This window comes from Sporosarcina contaminans (assembly GCF_042679045.1).
In the GTDB taxonomy this organism is placed as follows: domain Bacteria; phylum Bacillota; class Bacilli; order Bacillales_A; family Planococcaceae; genus Sporosarcina; species Sporosarcina contaminans.
This window is the reverse complement of the sequence record NZ_JBHTLT010000039.1, coordinates 81644-96188: the sequence shown is the minus strand read 5'-3', so window position 1 is coordinate 96188 and position 14545 is coordinate 81644. Positions and strand designations below refer to the sequence as shown.

Genomic DNA, 14545 nt, shown 5'->3' with positions numbered 1-14545 from the left:
AACGGAAAGCGACGGTTGTCAGGGGTTCCCCATTTATTCTCCAACCAGAAAGGGACTATCACAGAAAATCAGTTTTCACTGACTTTCTGGACAGCCCCTTTTTTTATTCACTTCATAGTCTTAGAGGTCTAATTAGTGCATTCTTGCAGGAGATTGGTGCATAACATCAAAACATTGATGCATTTCTACTGAAATAGGTGCGAAATCTCCTATCAACGGTGAATAGATCCTCAAAAACTTAGTCTCAATCTACTTACTCTTGCAAGTCTTCAATTGAATCGATGTCCATATATTCAGGTACGACAAGTCCGATTTTAACACCTTCCATACTAATGCCCAAGTCTTCGAATTTCCCTTCAAACTTGGATGCGTATGTTTCATGCGTTACAGGCAGCCATGCTGCAAGTGATGCATCTGCACTGCCATCAGCGATTGCTGTCCAAAGCGGACCTGCTTCAACCTGTGTCAATGTTACATCATATCCCATATCTTCAAGAACTAATTTCATAACGTTATGGCTTGCAATTTCACTGTCCCATGCAACGTAAACAAGGTTGATTTTATCGCCATCCACTTTATCTACACCATCGGTCCATTCAGCCACTTTATCCTCATTTGCATCAATCCAATTTTGAGCTGCTACCTCTTCTTTTTCTCCATCTTGGATTGCAACCATGATGTCACCCATATCTTGTTCTTCCCATTTGAAGTTGGATAGAATTTGGTGTGCCTCTGGAAGATCTTCAGCAAGCCCTGTTCTTGCGATTGTATGGATTTGCTCCTCACCGCCGTAAACGCCTTTCGGGTCATCCAAATATTTCAGATCAAATTTCGCAAACTTCCAGTGCGGTGTCCAGCCTGTCACGATGATCGGCTCTTCTTTGTCATATGCTTTTTTCAAAGCAGCGGTCATCGCAGCACCTGATCCAGTTGTAAGATCCCATTTATCTAATCCATACTCATTAATCGCTTCTTCAGTCGCCTCCATAATGCCAGCGCCAGGATCGATTCCAGTAATTTTATAATCCACAGACTCGCCGACTGATTTTGTCGAGCTACCGTCCGTTTTTCCTGTATCTTTATCTCCGTCATCATTTCCACAAGCAGCTAACCCAACGGATAGTAGTGCAACTGCTCCTATGCTTAACAATTTCTTTTTCATGTTCATTTTGCAATTCCCCCTTGTTTTTTCTTGCCTGCATGCTGCGTAATTCTGTCTAAGATGATTGCGACGATTACAATGGAGAGGCCTGTTTCAAAGCCGACACCTGTTTTCAGTTGGGTAACCGCCTTATACACTTGCTCGCCAAGACCCGGAGCCCCAACCATTGAAGCAATTACGACCATGGATAAAGAAAGCATAATGCTTTGGTTGACCCCGGCCATAATAGTCGGCTTGGCAAGTGGTATTTGCACTTTAATGAGCCGTTGCCACGTTGTCGAACCGAATGCTTCAGTCGCTTCAATCAAATCCTTTGGAACTTGTTCAATACCTAACATTGTTAATCTAATTGTCGGTGGCATAGAGAAAATAACCGACGCTACAACACCTGGAACGACCCCGATGTTGAAGAAGAAGATTGCTGGCAATAAGTAAACGAATGCAGGCATCGTTTGCATCAAATCCAAAATAGGACTGATCACTTTTTTCACTGACGGTTGCTGAGACCCCCATATGCCTAATGGAATCCCAATAACGAGTGCAATGACGACTGAAGTAATGACGAGAGCCAACATTTGCAGCATTGGATGCCAGTACCCCAAATAATCTATGAACAACAACCCGATCAGTGTAAAGAGTGCTATTTTGCGCGATGAAATAAGCCATGCCAACAATGCAAAAAGCACGGCAAGCACAATGGATGGTACCATATCCAACAACTCAACAGAACCTTCAACAGTTCCTTTCAAAAATCCTGAAATGCCATCGAACACTGAGCCGAAGCTGCTGACTAGCCAATCAATTCCCGTGTCAATCCAATCAGCAAACGGTAAACGTGGTAGCAATTCATTCATTGTGCACTCACCCCGCTTTCTTCCAATTCCACAACATCAATTCCCGGAACGGAAGCGGTGTCATCAAGTTGTTCACCATTATTAATAAATTGTCCATCGCCTGATAAAGCACCAATCAATGCGCCACGGATAATGATTCCCATCAAACGATCTCTCTCATCGACAACTGCAACAGGAATTGCCGTCGTCGACACTACATCAAACAAATCAGTTAAAACCGTATCTGCGGATGTCTTCGGAATGTCCAAAGTAAGAACTTCTTCCAATGACTTCCCTGATTCTGCAGCAGCCGATGCATCTTGTGCAGTTACGGCACCTAATAACCGGTTTCCTTTGTCTACAACATAAATAGAAGAAATCCGCAATCTCTTCATGAGGCGTAATGCTACCCGAGGTCCACGGTCAAGCTGTACAGTGTCTGCTTTTTTCACGATATGGCCTGCCGTTAGCACTTTCGACAAATCGACATCTTCTACAAATCGTTCTACATACTCGTTGGAAGGACTCATTAAAATCTCTTCCGGCGTTCCGATTTGGACAATGTCGCCATCTTTCATCAGTGCGATTCGATCCCCGATTCGCAACGCTTCATCTAAATCATGGGTAATAAATATAATCGTTTTCCCCATATCATGATGCAATTGCAACAATTCATCTTGCATATCTTTTCTAATCAATGGATCGAGCGCACTAAATGCCTCATCCATCAATAAAATATCGGGCCCGTTCGCAAGCGCTCTTGCTAACCCAACACGTTGTTGCATGCCTCCGCTTAATTGGCCGGGATATTGGTCTTCGTAACCTGCAAGGCCGACTAATCTCAATGACTCGCGTGCCTTCTCTTGACGTTCCGCCTTCGCAATCCCTTGGATTTCAAGACCGTATTCGGTATTCTCCAAGATTGTCTTATGCGGGAAAAGGGCAAAGTTTTGGAATACCATACCGATCTTTTTCCGTCTCACTTCACGAAGCTGCTCCTTATTCATCGTTACAATATCTTCGCCATCTAAGCGGATTGAGCCCGTCGTTGGGTCAATCAACCGATTCAACATGCGGACTAATGTCGACTTCCCACTTCCTGAAAGCCCCATAATGACAAAAATTTCACCATCATACACTTCGAAATTTGCATCTTTTACCCCGACTGTAGCGCCAGTCGCCTTCAAAATTTCCTGCTTTGTCTTGCCTTCCTTTAGCAACTGAGCCGCACGTTTGCTATGTTTACCAAAAATCTTACTTGTATTCTTCACTTCAATTTTAATCTTAGGATTATGATCCTCCATGTGTACACTCCTTCATTTTCTTAACCCTAACCTGTAAATTCACATCCTTACACTTTTCTTTGCTCACTCAATTTGCCCAATTCCTAACCAAATCAAGTAGGATCTTTTTAATAGGGTACTAAAACCTACGTTTATTAGTATAACGTAATGAGATTGTAATACAACCGTTTTTACAAAATAAATTGTTTGTACAGAAAAAACCGTACAAATCGATAAATTTCATTGCAATATGAAAATGGGTATAATACGCTTAGGCAAGTGACCGGTAAACACCGGGGCCCATACTTAATTCAGCCGGGGTTTCATTCCAATAAATCATTGACCATCTTTGATTCTGCCGCTAAGATGAAGACGTCCGCTGAATGAAGTTAATTTGAAGAAAGTAGTGGAGGGAACCTTCTATGGACGGTAAAGAAAAACTTGATAAGGCTCGCGAGCGAATCATCGAAACCATCGCGCAAAATATGCACCTATACGGCCTGACCCCTTCAGCTGGCAGACAGTACGGGACGATGTTCTTTCATAATAGACCGCTCACTTTGGATGATATGACAGAGGAACTTGGAATGAGCAAAACGAGTATGAGCACTTCTGTTAGAGCGCTGACTGATTTGAAATTAGTAGAACGCGCCTGGATACGCGGTGTCCGCAAAGATTTATATCAAGTGAGGGACGATTGGTATCAAAACTTCATCGATTTGTTTTCTATTAAATGGCGCCGTTCCATTTCACTCTATTCAGCGGCAATTAGAAAGTCTTTAAACGAGCTACAGAGATTGGAACAGGACCCTACTATAGACGATGAACTGAAAGAAGAAATTGCTATCGACATTGAAAAGCTCATTTATATTCGCGATTACTACGAATGGCTCGACCGCTTAGTCGATGCATTTGAGGATCATGAGATTTTTGATCTCGTCCCACGAAAAGATGAATCTAAAAACGAATAACCGATAGAAAATGAACACGTCATCAATTGGCGTGTTTTTTTGTTGAGGTCGGTCGCACGTCAAATAACCGTCAAGCTTACTCGCGACCATCAATTTACGCTTTCTTCACAAAACTCTCTATGTTTAAATGATAATAAAGAATCTCTAACCAAGAGAGGAGCGTCATTTCAACATGAACAGCAATCTATCAGCCCTTTTTCCATCAATTCAATTCTTTGACTGTTTACCAGAAGACTCACCTTCAGATGAATACATTTTTGAAAATAACAGTGACGGCTATTGGTTTCGAATAAAGAAAAGCGAGGTAACAAATCGGGATTATAATTTATTATCATCTTTATTCACCGAAGTGACTCCCTGTGCCACAAATGGGTCTATTTCCTCTCAATGGCTGCAGTTTCTGGAAGGGAAAGGTGCTGCACCGATTAAAAATGGTGAAAAAGTTCGGGTGATTCAACTTTTATTCGAAGCGAACAACGGAAAAAGAACAGACTTGTTAGAAGCATTCACCGCTTTTTTCGACACAGGGTTCCATTTTATACATATATCCCCAAGACAATCCTTGATTATTGAGTATGAAGCCGATTCTTCCACAGCCTTTCTACTGCGCGTTCATCTGTTCTATGCTGATCTGAAATAACGACTTAGCTCGTACATATTTCCCATTCAATCTCACTTGCAGCCCATTTAATCAATCTGCCCCTCTTATCAGCTATAAAAACGAACGCTCCTTCAATGCAGAGAAAGCTCCCATAAAAGGCAAATTAAATAAGACGTGATATAGTAAATACGTATATCATCAATCAAAAATGGAGGTCATCATAATGGTCAAAAAGCTACAAGATACAACGACTTTACACAATGGTGTAGAAATGCCTTGGCTCGGATTAGGTGTTTTCAAAGTTGAAGACGGTGCTGAAGCTGTCAATGCCGTTAAGGATGCTATCGTAAATGGATACCGCAGCATTGATACAGCTGCAGTTTATCAAAATGAAAAAGGCGTTGGCCAAGGGATTCGAGAAGGTCTTGAAGCAACTGGGCTTAAACGAGAAGATTTATTTGTCACTTCAAAAGTTTGGAATTCCGACTTAGGATACGAATCCACACTCGCGGCCTATGAAGCAAGCCTACAAAAGCTTGGCTTGGATTATTTGGACTTGTATTTGATCCATTGGCCAGTTGAAGGAAAATACAAAGACGCTTGGCGAGCGCTTGAAAAGCTTTACAATGACGGAAAAGTAAGAGCCATCGGCGTCAGCAATTTCCATATTCACCACCTTGAAGATCTGATGAAAGACGCAGAAATCAAACCGATGGTCGACCAAGTTGAATACCATCCGAATTTGACGCAAAAAGAACTTCACGCTTTCTGTAAAGAACAAGGAATCCAGCTTGAAGCTTGGTCACCGCTTATGCAAGGCAAACTTTTGGATCACCCTGTGCTATCGGAAATCGCAGATCGCCATAATAAAACGACTGCACAAGTTATCATCCGCTGGGACCTGCAAAATGGCGTTGTGACAATTCCGAAATCCATTAAAGAAGAGCGAATCAAATCAAACAGCGATGTTTTTGATTTTGAACTATCCAACGAAGAAATGGAAAAAATCGATAACTTGAATCAAAACCTCCGTTGCGGTCCAGATCCGGATAACTTTGATTTTTAATTTAAATACTTAAGATAAGCGAATGAGAACTTTTTGGTTCTCATTTGCTTTTTCAACTGTCTTCGGAAAGATGAAGAAAACTTTTCTTAGCTTTTTAATTGTGAATTATTCGACTTAGTTATGAGGCAATCCATAATTTATTCAGCCAAGACTGTATGTGACTTGCCAATCTATTATTCTGTGCTATAGTGTAGTTGAAAACTGAAAAAAGTTAACCACTGGGGGAGTCTTTGTGAAAGACTGAGACGTGTATCGATATGCGGACCCTTAGAACCTGATCTGGCTCATACCAGCGTAGGGAAGTGGATCGCACGTCTTCTAAAGGTTATCTTACGCCGATATGCGAGCCGCTTCTTCAACAATACGTTGAGTGAAGCGGCTTTTTTGGTTTTCTAAAACGGATAAGGAGTGGTTGGGATGACATTTTGTGAAGAGGTACGGAAAGAATGCAACAACGTTTGGGAGGCTAGTTTTCATCATCCATTTATTACCGCGCTTGCTAACGGTACATTGCCTGAGGATGTATTCAAATACTATGTACTGCAAGACTCGTATTACTTAAAGCACTTTGCAAAAGTGCATGCCATGGCTGCAGTGCAAGCGACAGATATGTTGACTGTACAAAGGTTTGCACAACATGCTGATCGTACTTGCGGTTCAGAAATTTCATTGCATGAAGGTTTCTTCGAACTATTGGACATTACAAATAAAGATCTCGAAAACTTTAAACCTGCGCCGACCGCATATGCCTATACATCACATTTATATCGAGCTGCAATGGAAGGCGACTTGGCAGCGACTTTATCCGCATTGTTACCTTGCTATTGGCTTTATTATGAAATTGGAGAACGGCTGAAAAATGCTAAACCAAATCATCCGATCTATGACAAATGGATTGCCACATACGGCTCTGAATGGTTCGAAAAAGCAACCCTTGAACAGATCGATCGTTTGAACAACTTGACGGAACATCTATCAGATCAAAAACGTGAACAATTGAAAGCACATTTTATGAAAAGCACTCACTACGAATTGCAGTTTTGGGAAATGGCATGGACGAAGCAACAGTGGGAGATTGAAGGAATGGAGGCGCATGCATAATGGCTCCATCTTCTTTGCTGCATGAATTGCGCAACCAAAGTCCGCTGATCCATTGCATTACAAATATTGTCGTAGCAAATTTCCAAGCAAACGGACTGCTGGCATTGGGTGCTTCCCCAATAATGGCCGATTCGATAGAAGAGGCAGCAGAGGTTTCTGCCCTATCTTCAAGCACATTACTTAATATCGGAACGTTGAATGCCAACACGGTCGAGTCGATGATTGCCGCTGGCGGAAGTGCGAATACGTATGGTCGCCCTGTCGTATTAGATCCTGTCGGGGCAGGGGCAACTGCTTTTCGCAAAAGAACGGTGACACGTCTATTAGACGAATTAGATATTGCGCTCATTCGAGGGAATGCGGGAGAAATTGCCGCCATCGCGGGAGTGGAATGGACAGCGAAGGGGGTCGATGCCGGAAACGGATCTGCCAATATTGCCGCTGCTGCAATGGACGTTGCCAATCGTCATCGCTGCCTCGTTGCCATTACTGGAGAAACTGACATTGTAACAGATGGTGACAAACTCATACGAGTTTCTGGAGGGCACCCTATAATGACCCACATTACAGGAATGGGTTGTCTGTTGAGCGCTGTTACAGCCGCCTTCCTTGCGGTTAATGTACACACTCCTATCGATGCTGTAGCATATAGTCTCGCCTTTTACAAAAAAGCTGGCGAAGTTGCGGCAGAACATGCAGCCGGGCCTGGAGATTTCGCTGTTCATTTCTTAAACGCTTTAGGCGGCATAGATGATGAAGCAATCGATGGTGGACAATTTTTTATCGAAGAGGGGGTTAAGGAATGACTTCCATCGCTCTAACAATTGCAGGTTCAGATAGTGGCGGCGGTGCAGGCATTCAAGCCGACTTGAAAACGTTCCAAGAACTTGGAACGTTTGGAACTTCAGCATTGACTGCTGTCACAGCTCAAAATACATTAGGGGTACATGCGGTACAGCCCATTGACACAAGTATTGTCATTGCTCAGCTTGAAGCAATATTGGATGACTTTACGATCGGAGCAGCAAAAACAGGCATGCTGTTTTCCGCTGAAATTATCGAAGCGATCAGCGATACGTTAAGTCGATATCCTACATTTCCTTTCGTCATTGATCCAGTCATGATTGCAAAAGGAGGTGCCTCTCTTCTCCAGCAAGCCGCAATTGTCGCTTTAAAGGAACGGTTAATTCCAATGGCCGCTCTTCTTACGCCAAATATTCCCGAAGCAGAAGTGTTAGCAGAAATGCCGATCACTTCATTATCACATATGGAGATAGCTGCGAAGCGATTATTGGAAATGGGTGCAGGAGCTGTCCTGCTAAAAGGAGGCCATCGGGAAGATACACCTTTCGCAGAGGATTTATTCGTATCAGCGGACGGCGAGCGCTTTATTATGAAAAGCAAACGGATCCAAACGAAAGACACTCATGGAACGGGATGCACATTCGCCGCTGCCATTACAGCGGAGCTTGCGAAAGGAGCACCAATGACGGAAGCAGTCATAACAGCCAAACATTTTATCCATGCTGCAATTGAAGATGGTTTGTCCATTGGCAACGGGCATGGACCTACAAACCATGCTGCCTACAGATTACGAGGCAATAGGGCACGGAAGGATGTGGAGTTGATTGAAAAACGTTGACTACAAGCTTTATTTCATTATGGGTTCTATAAATGCTACAGACCCGTTATCCGTTTTGGAGGACGCTTTGAAAGGCGGCATCACTTGTTTTCAGTTTCGTGAAAAAGGACCGAATGCACTTGCTCGAACGGAAAAGAAAGCATTTGCCCAAAGCTGCCAAAGACTATGTAAGCAATACGGTGTTCCGTTCATTGTCAACGATGACGTTGACCTATCGATTGAAATCGGTGCTGATGGGGTTCATGTCGGACAAGATGACACAGATGCGGCATTCGTTCGAGAAAAGATTGGGGCAGATAAAATAGTAGGAGTTTCCGTCCATTCAGTGGATGAGGCAAAAGCGGCTATTGCGGCCGGGGCAAATTATGTAGGTATCGGACCAGTCTACGAAACAGTATCGAAAGACGATGCAAAGCCTGTTGCTGGAACTGTTTTAATTGAAAAAGTCAGTACTCTTTTTCCTGAGTTGCCAATCGTAGGAATCGGCGGCATTACGGCAACTAATGCCGAACCGGTTTTTAAAGCTGGAGCTCACGGGATTTCCATCATTTCTTCGATTGCTTCCGCGGAGAACCCCGAAATAGCAGCAAAACAGCTAAAACATACGGCAAACCAATGGGCAGTTAAGAGAAGTGCTTTGCAATGACAACACGGAAGCTTGTTCTTATGACCGCCTTTACGGCAATTGCTATTGCAGGTTCCATTTTCGTCTCCTTTCCGGCAGGCATCGCACGCGCCTATCCGATTCAGCATGCTGTCAATGTGATCGCCGCCATACTGTTAGGACCCTTGCCTGCCGTCATTATCGCTTTTATGACTGGACTTGTGCGCGTTTTAACAGGCACTGGCTCCTTGCTCGCTTTCCCGGGAGGCATGATCGGAGCAGCGCTTGCAGGTTTGCTCTATAAACAATCGGGCAAGGCATTGCTTGCAGCATTAGGAGAAATTATCGGAACAGGAATTATTGCATCCCTTTTCGCAGTTCCTTACGCTGCTATTTTAATGGGAACGACCGTCACTGCATTTTTCTTCATGCCGCCTTTCCTCGTTTCAAGCATCAGCGGAGCGGCAATCGGCGTCGTCGTTGCATTACGGCTCCAACGTATGCCTGCAGTGAAAAGAATACAAAGTTACTAAGTTTTTGCCTAGTTGCCTGTATGAAGCATATGTTTCTTGGTAAAATACAGCAGGTAGCCAATTAAACGAAGAATGATTGGCTGCCTGCTTCTTTTTTATACGGTATCGTGTCTCACGCGAGCACTTATGTTCCACAATACGTTTGGTAGGGATCAGTTGAATTAGACGGCGCAATATATACTTCCTGCTTCTCCGAATACGAATAAGGGTCCGATAATGCTGCCAACAGTCTCTCCATCGCACGAAGGTCACCGTTTTCAACCGCAGATTCAAGTGCTTCTTCAACACGATGGTTGCGTGGAATGATTGCAGGGTTGCTTTCTTTCATTAATTGATAGGCTTCCTCTTCTGTTTCGGTTTGTCGAGAAAGCCTGTCTTTCCATTCCTTAAGCCATTGCTGAAATTCAGGGTGATCAAAGAAAGGAAGATTCTCGGCTTTATTTAAAGTGAACGCTCTAAACGTATTCGTATAATCCGCTTTCTGGTCTTGCATAATGCGCAGTAGTTTTTTCACAAGGAGCATATCCTCTTTCTCTTCATTGAAAATGCCTATCTTGCTTCGCATTCCGGCCATCCAATACCTATGAAAACGTTCAGCAAACCCGGAAATTGCTTCCTGTGCAATATTGACCGCCTCGTCTGTATCCTCATGCAATAATGGTAGCAGCGTTTCAGCAAAACGAGACAAATTCCATTCCGTAATGCCCGGCTGATTGCCGTAAGCATACCGTCCTTCCCTGTCAATTGAACTGAATACTGTAGAGGGATCATACGTATCCATAAATGCGCAAGGCCCGTAGTCAATCGTCTCTCCACTAATCGAAACATTGTCCGTATTCATAACGCCGTGGATGAAACCGACAAGCTGCCATTTTGCAACAAGCTCCGCCTGTCGCTCAATGACACTTTTTAAAAATGTATGGTATGGGTTCTTGTCATTTTCGATATGCGGATAATGTCGGTGAATCGCGTAATCGGCCAATGTCCGCAAATCATCAGTCTCCTGACGTGCTGCAGCATACTGAAACGTTCCAACCCGCAAATGGCTTAGCGCCACTCGAGTCAATATTGCACCTGGCAACACTTCCTCTCTATAGACCGGGGCTCCTGTAACTGTAACTGCAAGGCTTCGAGTCGTTGGAATTTTGAGCGCATGCATCGCTTCGCTAATCAAATATTCCCTCAGCATTGGACCAAGTGCCGCACGCCCATCCCCTCCTCGTGAAAAAGGTGTACGCCCCGATCCTTTTAATTGAATATCAACACGCTTGCCGTTAGGCATTATTTGTTCTCCTAATAAAACCGCGCGTCCATCGCCTAACATCGTAAAATGTCCGAACTGGTGGCCCGCATACGCCTGCGCAATCGATTTGCCTCCATCAGGGATCCGATTGCCTGCCAATATTGCAATGCCTTCTTCGCTGTTTAACATTTGCGGGTCCAACCCTAAATCCCCACATAATGATTCGTTCAACATCACAATTTGAGGTGATGGAGAATGCTCCGGTGATGTTTCAGTGAAAAAAGCTTCCGGGAGTTGTGCATAACTATTCTCCAAATGCCATCCATCATTATTTTTCGTCATCATGATCACATCCTTCTTGGTATTTTCGAGCAGTTGTAACAGCGTCTACACACATTTCGGGTCGATAGCTTCTACTCTCGGTCGGTTAAGAGCGAGCAGCTCAAGCTTTCTGGCTCCTCCACAACGGGCAAGCGAAAACGCTGCCTCTATCTTTCCTCTTCATATCCTCTCACGAATATCGCCCTTTATCCTATTTTTTTGCATCAATAAATACTTTTGCGGAATATTCAATCTTATAATTCTCACACTACGGATCTATTTTATAATTACGTAAGTGCCGATTTCGGCGTTTAACTTGCAGTACCAAAAGAATCATTTCCAACCTTTTCAATCCTCATTGAAACCTTTTCCACTTCTCTTTGTATATATTACAAACATATGGGAGGGATTTGTTTGAATAAAATATTGGTTCTTTTAGCGACGACCATTCTATTGACAGCGTGTTCAATACCGGAAAAGTCCACTGACATAGAGGAACAGTCGCAAATGGAGACCGAAACGGATATAGAAAAAAATAACGTTGAAAAGAAGGAAGTAGACGAAAAACAGGTAGAGACAATTGGAGAAGATGACGCGAATGATGGAGACATGTATATAAAAGCAGGGATTTTAACAGTTGGCATTCCGTCGGTCTATAATGATGAAGGCAATTTTGCCAAAAAACATACGATGACTGAATATATGAAAATGGCTGAGGAACAGGGGATTGTTCGCTTCGCAATGGATGACTTTCCGGTGCGGGCCATTGTAAGCGATGATCAGAAGGTCACGAATATAACAAACTTTGCAGATGCCTATATCGACATTACAAATAATGTTGCTTACCAAATCGATAAATCAGAAATTCCGTCGGTCTATAAGCTGTTTCTGTCCGCCCAGCCAGAAGATTTGATAGGAACGCCTGCATCAGACTATCGAACTTGGGAAGAGGCAACAAATTTGGAGAGAGGCATAATGCAAATCGTCATTCTTACAGCGCCGCTATTAAACGATATTGGCTATATTATAGAAAATGAGGAATGGGATCATCCTGTCCTAAACAACGTCCAAAATGATTTCTTTACTCTTGGATCTCCGACTGTTCTATTGCCAGCACCCCAATCAGTAACGGATATGGTGATGTACGACAATATGATGATGATCAGTTCGCTTTGGGAACGGATTGGGAGGTTTGAAAATATAGAAGAAAACAAAGAAGAATTCATTGAAGTGTATCAAAAGCTACGTAGTGAGACGAACAATTTATTTGCACGCATTAACTATGTGTTAACTCAATAATGGATTAAATTGACTATAGAGCTTTTATGGGGACACATTTACCTTCTTCCCTTTTCCGCAAAACAATGTTTTCCCATAGCTGCTCACGCTGTCCATAATAATCTTTCCCAAGTTTGACGCGCGCGTCTATAATAAACATAAGGAAGGGCGTGTATGAGATGGATATGAAAATCTTTATTGTAGAAGATGATCGGGCGATTTTTAATTCACTTAAAGAACGCCTCGGACAATGGTCGCTTCATGTGTCGGGACCAACGAATTTCCATGACGTAATGGGGGCTTTCATTGAAGATAAGCCCCATCTCATCATTTTGGACATTCAGTTGCCTGCATATGACGGATTCCATTGGTGCCGTGAGATTAGGGCTATTTCAAAAGTTCCGATTATCTTTCTGTCGTCGCGGGATCATCCAATGGATATGGTGATGGCCATGAATATGGGAGCAGATGATTATATCCAGAAACCGTTCCACACAGATGTTTTACTTGCAAAAATACAAGCAATACTTCGGAGAACTTATGCGTATACGGATGAAACAGCAGATGTATTAGAATGGAATGGCGCGATGATTGATATGAAGCGCGGCATAATTCGGCTTAATGGCAATGAAGTAGAATTGACGAAAAATGAATTTTTCATATTGGCTGTACTCGTCCAAGCGAAGGATGAGATCGTCTCTCGGGATGAATTAATCCGCAAGCTTTGGGACGATGAACGATTTGTCAACGACAATACACTTACGGTAAATGTGACAAGGCTTCGCCAAAAGCTATCGGATATCGGTCTTGGTGATGCGATTATTACAAAAAAAGGGATGGGCTATATGGCAGTCAGCTTATGAGGTGGAGACGATGTTCATTGCGTACATAAAAGATATGAAAAGCTGGATACTTCTATTTGTATTATCACTTTCATTTACGAATGTCCTTATTTGGATCGATAAAGGGCTTTCTATAAAAATAAGCTCTCTCATCTACTTGGATATGCTACTGATTGCCCTCTTCATTACATTCTTCATGTGGCGTTTTAAAAAAGAGACACAATATGTAAAGGAACTGTTGCATGCAGCAGAAATTCATTCACAAGATTGGCACGAAGGACTTCCTGAACCATTTTTCTCCCGCGACTATACGATCAATGAATTGCTGCGGCAAGTAGCGAATGATCAATTGGAGAAACTATCGGAAATAAAAGCTGCAAATCTTATGGAAAGTGATTATACAGCAGCATGGGTCCATGAAGTGAAAGCCCCGCTTACCTCCATGAAATTAACAATCGATGCAAACAGACAAGATCCTATAATCCGAAAAATCGAATCGGACTGGCTTCGCGTCCATTTGCTCATTGATCGCCAGCTCTATATTTCACGGTTGCCGTCACTTGGAACAGATTATTCATTAAATAAAACCGAAGTGGCACAATTGATTACCCCTGAAGTACGAGAACTTCAATCATGGTGCATTGAGAAAAATATTGGGGTGGATATTGAAGGAGAAGAAATGGAAGTTATTACGGACAGTAAATGGTGCCGATTCATCATCCGACAATTGTTGACAAATGCCGTGAAATATAGCCCCGACGGAGGGATCATTTCCATTAGAACGGATCGTACACAGAGCGGGCACGCCGTTTTATTAATAAAAGACGAAGGATCCGGAATTCCTGCCCATGACCTCCCCCGCATTTTTGACAAAGGTTTTACCGGAGAGACGGGAAGGCTTCATAATGCGGCGACAGGCTTAGGTTTATATATAGCACACCAAGTCGCCTCAAAAATTGGAGTTTCCCTATCGGCGCATTCCAAAATAAATGAAGGAACGACGATGGCAATCACCTTTTCTATTGAAAATGACTTTGATGCAACTCGAACATGACAACAATGTAA

The 14545-nt window shown here is 43.0% G+C and carries 15 protein-coding genes and 1 riboswitch; of the genes, 11 read left to right on the top strand and 4 right to left on the bottom strand.

All coding sequences use genetic code 11. The features are described 5' to 3' along the window. Nucleotides 1-253: 253 nt before the first annotated feature. The 3 genes from ACFQ38_RS08535 to ACFQ38_RS08525 are packed head-to-tail and all read right to left on the bottom strand — an operon-like array spanning nt 254 to nt 3299. Nucleotides 254-1162, bottom strand: a complete 909-nt coding sequence (locus tag ACFQ38_RS08535; RefSeq protein ID WP_336825617.1) for a glycine betaine ABC transporter substrate-binding protein — start codon at nt 1160-1162, stop codon at nt 254-256. A 2-nt stretch (nt 1163-1164) separates the two neighbouring features. After that, nucleotides 1165-2016: an ABC transporter permease gene (locus tag ACFQ38_RS08530; RefSeq protein ID WP_336825613.1), complete on the bottom strand. Its 852-nt coding sequence runs from the start codon at nt 2014-2016 to the stop codon at nt 1165-1167. After that, complete coding sequence (locus ACFQ38_RS08525; protein WP_336825611.1) at nt 2013-3299, bottom strand: quaternary amine ABC transporter ATP-binding protein; 1287 nt, start codon at nt 3297-3299, stop codon at nt 2013-2015. Before ACFQ38_RS08525 ends, ACFQ38_RS08530 begins: the two co-directional genes overlap by 4 nt. Nucleotides 3300-3700: 401 nt before the next feature. Between ACFQ38_RS08525 and ACFQ38_RS08520 the strand changes: the two genes are divergently transcribed. The 8 genes from ACFQ38_RS08520 (at nt 3701) to thiW (ending at nt 9796) form a co-directional block, all read left to right on the top strand. Further along, a complete protein-coding gene (locus tag ACFQ38_RS08520; protein WP_336825609.1) occupies nt 3701-4249 on the top strand; it encodes a GbsR/MarR family transcriptional regulator in 549 nt (182 codons plus the stop codon). Between the two features lie 172 nt (nt 4250-4421). Continuing rightward, nucleotides 4422-4889 carry a hypothetical protein gene (locus ACFQ38_RS08515; protein WP_336825607.1) on the top strand — a complete coding sequence of 156 codons (468 nt, stop codon included), beginning with the start codon at nt 4422-4424 and terminating at the stop codon, nt 4887-4889. Between the two features lie 184 nt (nt 4890-5073). After that, the gene (locus ACFQ38_RS08510) at nt 5074-5916 is read left to right on the top strand and encodes an aldo/keto reductase (RefSeq protein ID WP_381480377.1); all 843 of its coding nucleotides are present in this window, start codon (nt 5074-5076) and stop codon (nt 5914-5916) included. 210 nt (nt 5917-6126) lie between these two features. Continuing rightward, nucleotides 6127-6234: riboswitch (TPP riboswitch) on the top strand. Nucleotides 6235-6333: 99 nt separating this feature from the next. Then, nucleotides 6334-7017, top strand: coding sequence for a thiaminase II (gene tenA, locus ACFQ38_RS08505; RefSeq protein WP_336824038.1), 684 nt, complete (start codon nt 6334-6336; stop codon nt 7015-7017). Next, nucleotides 7017-7823 (top strand): hydroxyethylthiazole kinase, encoded by an 807-nt coding sequence (thiM, locus tag ACFQ38_RS08500; RefSeq protein WP_381480376.1) that lies wholly within the window; start codon nt 7017-7019, stop codon nt 7821-7823. Before tenA ends, thiM begins: the two co-directional genes overlap by 1 nt. After that, the gene (thiD, locus tag ACFQ38_RS08495) at nt 7820-8659 is read left to right on the top strand and encodes a bifunctional hydroxymethylpyrimidine kinase/phosphomethylpyrimidine kinase (RefSeq protein ID WP_336824040.1); all 840 of its coding nucleotides are present in this window, start codon (nt 7820-7822) and stop codon (nt 8657-8659) included. Before thiM ends, thiD begins: the two co-directional genes overlap by 4 nt. Next, nucleotides 8646-9305 carry a thiamine phosphate synthase gene (gene thiE, locus ACFQ38_RS08490; protein WP_381480375.1) on the top strand — a complete coding sequence of 220 codons (660 nt, stop codon included), beginning with the start codon at nt 8646-8648 and terminating at the stop codon, nt 9303-9305. Before thiD ends, thiE begins: the two co-directional genes overlap by 14 nt. Further along, nucleotides 9302-9796 (top strand): energy coupling factor transporter S component ThiW, encoded by a 495-nt coding sequence (thiW, locus tag ACFQ38_RS08485; RefSeq protein ID WP_336824042.1) that lies wholly within the window; start codon nt 9302-9304, stop codon nt 9794-9796. Before thiE ends, thiW begins: the two co-directional genes overlap by 4 nt. 124 nt (nt 9797-9920) lie before the next feature. Here thiW and ACFQ38_RS08480 read toward each other — a convergent pair whose 3' ends face one another. Continuing rightward, nucleotides 9921-11381: a protein adenylyltransferase SelO gene (locus ACFQ38_RS08480; RefSeq protein WP_336824043.1), complete on the bottom strand. Its 1461-nt coding sequence runs from the start codon at nt 11379-11381 to the stop codon at nt 9921-9923. 393 nt (nt 11382-11774) lie between these two features. Between ACFQ38_RS08480 and ACFQ38_RS08475 the strand changes: the two genes are divergently transcribed. The 3 genes from ACFQ38_RS08475 (at nt 11775) to ACFQ38_RS08465 (ending at nt 14534) form a co-directional block, all read left to right on the top strand. Continuing rightward, nucleotides 11775-12659 carry a hypothetical protein gene (locus ACFQ38_RS08475; protein WP_381480374.1) on the top strand — a complete coding sequence of 295 codons (885 nt, stop codon included), beginning with the start codon at nt 11775-11777 and terminating at the stop codon, nt 12657-12659. A gap of 158 nt (nt 12660-12817) precedes the next feature. Continuing rightward, nucleotides 12818-13501: a response regulator transcription factor gene (locus ACFQ38_RS08470; protein ID WP_408020204.1), complete on the top strand. Its 684-nt coding sequence runs from the start codon at nt 12818-12820 to the stop codon at nt 13499-13501. Nucleotides 13502-13511: 10 nt separating this feature from the next. Then, nucleotides 13512-14534: a sensor histidine kinase gene (locus ACFQ38_RS08465; RefSeq protein ID WP_336824046.1), complete on the top strand. Its 1023-nt coding sequence runs from the start codon at nt 13512-13514 to the stop codon at nt 14532-14534. Nucleotides 14535-14545 lie beyond the last annotated feature (11 nt).